Genomic DNA, 6,982 nt, shown 5'->3' with positions numbered 1-6,982 from the left:
CCACCAGCACCAGAACTAAGCGAACTCTACCGCAGATGGCAGTTACTCTACGCAGCAGTTCATCAACGCCTGGGTAGCAACCAACGTATAAAAGTACATTCGCAAGACATAACCAATATTTCTGTCAATGATTTTGATGAAGTCTGCCAACAGCTACAAGCAAATATCAATGCTTGGTTGAAATTTGAGCCATTTCAGAATATTGAGCGGCAGTTGCGAACTCTACTCAGTCGTAATGATGAAATTAGAGTAATTATTGAAACAAATATAGTTCTACTGCATCGCTTGCCTTGGCATCTGTGGCATTTTTTTGAAGATTACCCGAAAGCGGAATTAGCTTTAAGCAATCATGAGTATGAATCTCCTCAGCTATTACAAAAATATCCTACAGGTAAAGTCAACATTTTGGCAATTCTAGGCAATAGAGTTGGTATTGATATTGATAAAGACGGCTCTTTGTTACAAGGTTTAACAGATGCCCAAACCACCTTTCTTATAGAACCAACACGGCAAACACTTGACGAGTATCTATGGAACCAGGATTGGGATATTCTATTTTTTGCGGGACATAGCACTAGTCTTGCTGACGGAGAGATTGGGGCAATTTGCATCAATCAAACAGAAACTTTAGCAATTTCACAGTTGAGAAATGGACTTAAGGCAGCAATTAGACGCGGTTTGAAACTGGCAATTTTCAATTCTTGTGACGGAATTGGTTTAGGACGAAATTTAGCTGATTTAAATATTCCCCAAATGATTGTAATGCGGGAAGGAGTGCCAGATTTAATAGCACAGGAATTTTTAAAAAACTTTCTTACCGCCTTTGCAGATAGCAAACCATTTTACTTGGCTGTGCGAGAAGCGCGAGAAAGACTTCAAGGACTGGAAAATGAATTTCCTTGTGCCAGTTGGTTGCCAGTTATCTGTCAAAATCCCACAACTGTTCCTACTACGTGGCAAGAACTGTGCGGTAATTTTGCTGATACTAAATTTGTCGGTGAAGTTTCAACAAAAGGTAAAATTGCAACACCAAAATTCAAACTTTGGACTGTACTACTTAGTACTTTTCTTGTGGCTATTTCAACAGTAGGTTTGAGATACTTGGGAATCTTTGAGAAAATTGAACTGCAAACTTTCGATCAAATGCTACGGTTGCGACCTAAGGAAGACCCAGATCCAAGGTTGATAATTGTAGAAATTACTGAAAAAGATATTCAATCACGACAAGACATGACCAAAGGACTGAAATCCATTTCGGATAGTACGTTAACTAAATTACTCAACAAATTACAAAAGCATCAACCGCGAGTTGTTGGACTGGATATTTACAGAGACTTCGCTGACTCCCCAAATAAATCAAATCTAATACAACTTCCGACTGAACTTAATAAAGATAATGTTGTTGTTGTCTGCAAAAGCACCGATAGTAAATACGATCCCCAAGGTGTTAAACCTCCGAAAGACGTACCTGTAGAACGTCAGGGTTTTACTGATGCAATTCAAGACCCAGATGGTATCGTCCGTCGCCAAATTTTGATGATGGCACAAGAGCCTTCTTCGACTTGTACAACGCCTTATTCGCTCTCGTTGCAATTAGTTACTCGTTACTTATCTTACGAAAATATTCAACCTAAATTTAATGAAGATTATGTACAGTTTGGCTCTAAAGTATTTAAACGCTTAAAACCTAGTCGCAGTGGTGCCTATCAACAAGGAGTTGATTTAGGTGGAAATCAAATACTTGTCAATTACCGTAATACAGATTATCAGAGAGTTTCCCTTGATGATGTATTGAGTGATAAATTTGATCGTAAATCACTTAAAGATAAGCTAGTGATCATTGGAGTGACAGCTAATACAGTCAGCGATACTTGGTCAACTCTCTACAGTACTGCACAGCAAGATTACCAAGAAATACCAGGGATATTTATACAAGCACAAATGGTTAGCCAAGTTTTGAGTGCAGTTTTAGATCAACGTCCAATTCTTTGGGTTTTGCCTTACTGGGGCGATATTCTCTGGATATGCGGCTGGTCTGTAGTTGGGAGTCTGATTATTTGGCAGGTGCGATCGCTGTCAGATAAGGGTTGCGCCATAGTTGCGACAGTTGTCATATTATATGGAGTTTGTGCGATCGCTCTTTTAAAACAAGGGCTATGGTTGCCATTTATTCCTTCTGCCTTTGCTGTGGTTGCAAGCGGTGTTGTTATAGTGTTGATTCAACGCCGTCAGGAATTTTTCACGATTCCACAACCCTTAGTTGAATAAAATTTTCCTTTATAACTGAAAAATAACGTCAATTTGATTGATATGACATCTAATAATCTCCTAACTGAATTCTTTTTTATGTTCTCAGAGGATATTTTAAAAGTTTTGGGCGATTGACATCTCAAAAATCCGTCATTAATCTTGCCTTGCGGAGCACAAATTGCAGTACAGTTTCTTCGCGGGTAATAATATCAACTCTGCCATCCATACCCAATTGAATTTGACATTTCTTTGTACTGCGACCTAAAGCAAGTTTCTCTGGTTCAATTGTGACTTCGTAAAAAGCACCTACAGCAGTTGCTTTTGGGATAGAGTTCGTATCAGTATCTGCATCGTTTTTTTGCGAACTAACAGCATCCGGGGAAATCGCTTTGACAACGCCTTTGAGAGTGCCGTAATCAGGATAAGCACAAGCACTAACTCGCATTTGCACCTTTTGACCAATTTTTATCTTACCTTTTTCCTCAGAACCGACAGCTGCTTTGATAACTAAAGGTGCATGACTAGGAACAATTTGCACAACTTCCTCCCCAGCCCGGAGAGTTTGACCAGGGTTTCTCAAATTTAGCTTGGAAATAATCCCGTCTGCTGTAGCGGTAATAGTAGTTTGCTTCAGGTCAATTTCAACTTGCTTGAATTCGCTAGTATCGCGCTCTAATTGTTTTTCCGTTTCAATTTTCTGTTTGAGAAGTGCTTGAAGTTCTCTTTCTAACGATGCTTTATTTACTTCCCCAGAGGCTTTTTCTTGAGCAATGCGTTCAGTCGCCATTGCTACCTCTGCATTGCTTGGGTTGAGGGCTACTTGAGTGCGATCGCGTTTAGCAATAGCCCCATTAACGGCTTGTTTTAGCCGTTCATTTGTTTTTTCTTGGGCTTTATAAGTTGCTTTTTGCGCCTGTACAGCTTGTTGTTGCTGTTTGACAGCCAGCTGTACTTCTTCTAATTGATCGCGGGATAATGCCCCTTGTTTAGCGGCACTTTCATATCGGTTCTGCTTTGATGTCGCTGCTCCTAAAGCCGCCTCAGTTGCGTGGAGATTAGCTAATGCTGATTGTAACTGTGCCTGCCCTGCGTATAATTCCTCTTGAGCCATTTTGACATTGGCTTCTGCTTCTTGAAGTTCAGTCACGCTGGTAATCTTTTTGTCTTGATGATCGCGATCGCGTCCCTGCAATTCAGCTTTAGCAGCGGCGATAGTCCGATTGGTGCGATCGCTTTCGGCTCGAATTTGACTATCAATTGCATTAATTTGCGGAACGGTTTGAATTAGTTGTAACCTAGCTTGTTGAATATTGGTTTGCAGCTGGTTTTTTTTGGTTTGCAATCGAGAGTCATCAATAGTAGCAATTATATCTCCTTTTTGCAGCGTTTGATTTTCTTTGACGTAAATCTGCATTACCTGTCCTTCTGTCGCCGCCTGCACAATTGGCAATTCACCCGCAGGACGGACAACCGCTTGCCCTTTGACCGTAACTTTATATTTAACAACCGCAGCCACAGGAACAGCTAACGACAAGGCAAACACGATAAATAGTCCCCCAAATGTAGTCCAACGACTAATTGGTGGGAGAAATTCGTTGTCTTGAACTAAGGGTAAAAAATTTGTTTGAGACTTACTAATCATAAGTTATAGATATCTCTAAAACATCTAATAAACATTAACTAATTCCGAAAAATTAAAGAGGATTTCAATCCATTATTAGAAGAAAAAATCTCATCAATAAAGCTTAAATGCTCTCCAGGAATATGACGTAATTCTTCTGGAGTTCCTTGAATTTTTAAGCGCCCATCTTCAAGCAACACAATCCAATCAGCCCGTTTGATAACTTGAGGACGGTGGCTAATCATAATTGTAGTTTTACCTTGACGGTGATTAAGTAATTTATCCAAAACTTGGGTTTCACTTACTGGGTCAAGAGCGCCTGTAGATTCATCTAGAATTAATACAGGTGGGTCAGTCACAATTGCTCTAGCTATAGCTAATCTCTGCCTTTGTCCACCAGAAAGATTTGCACCAAATTCGCCTAAAACAGTTTGATATTTATCGGGTAATTTACTAATAAATTCATCTGCACCAGCAATTTTACAAGCTTTGACTATCTCCTCAAAACTAATGTTGGGATAACTGAAGTGAAAATTATCCACAATCGAACGACTCCAAAAATGAGGTTCTTGGGGAACTAATATGACTTGCTGCCGCAAACATTCTAAAGATAAATCTTGCTGGTTGTATATGCCATAACGAATGTTACCAGATTGAACGTGATATAAACCAGTAATTAATTTGCCGAAGGAGCTTTTCCCACAGCCTGATTGACCGATTAAGGCTATTACTTGACCACCAGGGATAGTTAAAGAAAAATTTTCTAACAGGTCAGTTCTACCAGGATGGTGAAAGTTAACTTGAGAACAACTAATATCTGCATTGCCAGGAATTTCTGCCCAAGGTTTTTTAAAGTCATTTTCATCTTCTGGGGTAGAATCTATTACTTCTGTCAAGCGTTGAACGACAATTTGAGCAGTGATAAATTCATCAATTAGCCCGACTGCTGACTCTAAAAAGTCAAGAAAGCTACCACTCATACCGCTGTACGCCAGCAGTTGACCGATGGATAATGTCTGATTAATCACCAAGCTAGAACCTAACCAGAGTATGCTAATACTCGTCAATTTGGAAAGAATACTAGTGACTGTGCCGCTGTAAAGCTCCAACTTCATTGTAGTCCAGTCTAAGTTAGCAAGGCGACCAACATTTGTCTGATATTCTTGACAAGCTTGCTCTGTAGCTTGGGTGGTTTTCAGGACTTGAACACCACGAAAGGTTTCGACTAAAAAGCCTTGATTTTCCGTACCTTTAACGATGAGGCTGCGGGTTTTCTGGCGTAAGGCGGGAAGAAAAAGCAGGTTGACAAAAGTGACGATCGCAAAGGCGGCGAGGGAAGCTAGAGTCAGTTGCCAACTATAGAAGAGCATGAAACCCAAGGAAACCAGAGCCACAAAAAATTGACTGGGTAAACCAAGGACAATTTGGGAAACTAGATTATTGATGGTATGAACATCAGCAATCCGGCTAACGACTTCCCCACTGCGACGTGCTTCAAAATATGATAGGGGTAAGCGCAACAGTTTTCGGCCGTATTCTAGAATTAGTCCGTATTGCAACCGTTGACCAAAATGACCAATCAGGTGAGATTGTACCAAACCAATGGCACTTTGAATTAGGTTCATGGCAATGACCCCAATTGCCACTGTTGTTAGCAGTTGGGTATCTCCCCGCACTAGCACGTCATCGGTGAGGAGTTGCATCATTAAAGGGGAGGCGAGGGACAATAGCCCGATCGCGAAGTTGATGGCGATCGCCTGAACCAAAAGATTGCGATAGGGCATAACGCGGGCAATAAAGCGCCCAAAACCGCTAATTTTATCTTCTGGTTGCTCATAGAAGCGGCTATCGTCTGGCATCAGCAGCAGCATAACGCCATCACTCCAACCCGCGATTAACTCCTTGGAGGTGAGGTACAAGATGCCGACGGCAGGGTCAGAGAGGACATATTTTTTCCCCTTTTTCCCGTATAATACTACCCAGTGGTAGCCTTTCCAGTGAATGATGGCTGGTAAAGGGACTTCATTTAATTTCTCAAGCAGTTGTGGGGTAGCTTGAACTTGACGGGCATGGAATCCCAGGGTTTCTGCTCCCCGCCTTAAACCTAATAGTGTAGTTCCTCGCTCTCCCGTGCCCACTGCTTCTCGCACGCGATTGAGGGCAAAGGTGCGTCCGTAGTATTTGGCGATCGTGGCTAGGCTTGCTGCACCACAATCTTCTTCACTGTGTTGCAATATACTGTAGTATTTCATTGTTTAAAAAATCAGTACCAGCCGCAGTTAACAGTACCAGCCGCAGTGAACAAGAGGTGGACGAGTCCGTTTCCTACCTGATAACTGATAACTGGTAACTGATAACTGATAACTGTTAACACCGTTTACGTTTATTTGTGCTATCTTGATATGAATGAAAAAGTAGGAGCGAAAACGACCTCGCCCCTACGAACTGGGAGAGAAGAATGTTACTCAGCTAAAAGCGAAGGTGAGAGCATTCTTTTCTCTTTTAGGTTTTGAAGGATTCGAGTACATGGTATGAAATAGACCAGAGCTGATTATGCAGGTTTGACAGACGCGATGTCGTTGTTAAAAGGACCGGTGAAGTTACCTTTTGTACCTGCTTTCAGACGCCTTGATGCACCTGTGAAATTCTCACCAGTGTAGACAATCCAATCTTTTCTACCCGTTACCTCGTACCAAGATGCTTTATTGTTAAAGCGGCCTAAACTGCGTCGTGCGCGTCCGATATTATTTAGCCGCGCTCCTTCACCATCCTTCTTGTCGGAAAAGTCTAAGGCACCACCACTAATAGTGGCAGCGGCTTCATGGGAAAGGTCTTGCACAGCTTCGATGCTGTAGAGGTCTTTGATTTGCTTGTTGTTCATATCTACTCCGTGGTTATTGATGTTAGACATTGTTTTTCCCCTGAGTTTTAGATTGGGGTTTGAACTGAAGGTAAGCTTGTTTTCTTCCTTCTGATTGTTAATTGGTAGCAGTGAGATTGGTTTATTCACGGCTGGGAATCAGAGGTTTTTAGCTTTGCCTTCTGATTGTTAATTGGTAGCAGTGAGATAAGTTTATTCACCAAGGCAAACGCACATAATTTATGAAACCC

At 41.4% G+C, this 6,982-nt stretch carries 4 protein-coding genes; 1 reads left to right on the top strand and 3 read right to left on the bottom strand.

Annotation, left to right across the window (positions count from 1 at the left end; translation table 11 throughout):
* On the top strand, positions 1–2,268 hold a 2,268-nt coding region (locus LC574_RS19000; RefSeq protein ID WP_229454948.1), incomplete at its 5' end, for a CHASE2 domain-containing protein.
* A 121-nt stretch (positions 2,269–2,389) separates the two neighbouring features.
* On the opposite strand, the gene LC574_RS18995 is transcribed toward LC574_RS19000, so the two are convergent.
* The 3 genes from LC574_RS18995 to LC574_RS18985 form a co-directional block, all read right to left on the bottom strand.
* Entirely contained in the window at positions 2,390–3,892 is a 1,503-nt protein-coding gene (locus tag LC574_RS18995; RefSeq protein ID WP_229454947.1) for an HlyD family efflux transporter periplasmic adaptor subunit, read from the bottom strand.
* Between the two features lie 38 nt (positions 3,893–3,930).
* A complete protein-coding gene (locus LC574_RS18990) occupies positions 3,931–6,123 on the bottom strand; it encodes a peptidase domain-containing ABC transporter (RefSeq protein WP_229454946.1) in 2,193 nt (730 codons plus the stop codon).
* Positions 6,124–6,422: 299 nt separating this feature from the next.
* A complete protein-coding gene (locus tag LC574_RS18985; RefSeq protein ID WP_229454945.1) occupies positions 6,423–6,782 on the bottom strand; it encodes a hypothetical protein in 360 nt (119 codons plus the stop codon).
* Positions 6,783–6,982: the final 200 nt, after the last annotated feature.

This window comes from Nostoc sp. CHAB 5715, from assembly GCF_020829685.1.
GTDB lineage: Bacteria > Cyanobacteriota > Cyanobacteriia > Cyanobacteriales > Nostocaceae > Nostoc.
The sequence above is the reverse complement of the archived record's forward strand: the minus strand, read 5'-3'. Positions and strand labels throughout refer to the sequence as shown.

What these genes read in the sequence shown, in the direction of transcription:
- LC574_RS18995 (WP_229454947.1), bottom strand. Translation starts at nt 3,892, where the DNA reads ATGATTAGTAAGTCTCAAACAAATTTTTTACCCTTAGTTCAAGACAAC.
- LC574_RS18990 (WP_229454946.1), bottom strand. Translation starts at nt 6,123, where the DNA reads ATGAAATACTACAGTATATTGCAACACAGTGAAGAAGATTGTGGTGCA.
- LC574_RS18985 (WP_229454945.1), bottom strand. Translation starts at nt 6,782, where the DNA reads ATGTCTAACATCAATAACCACGGAGTAGATATGAACAACAAGCAAATC.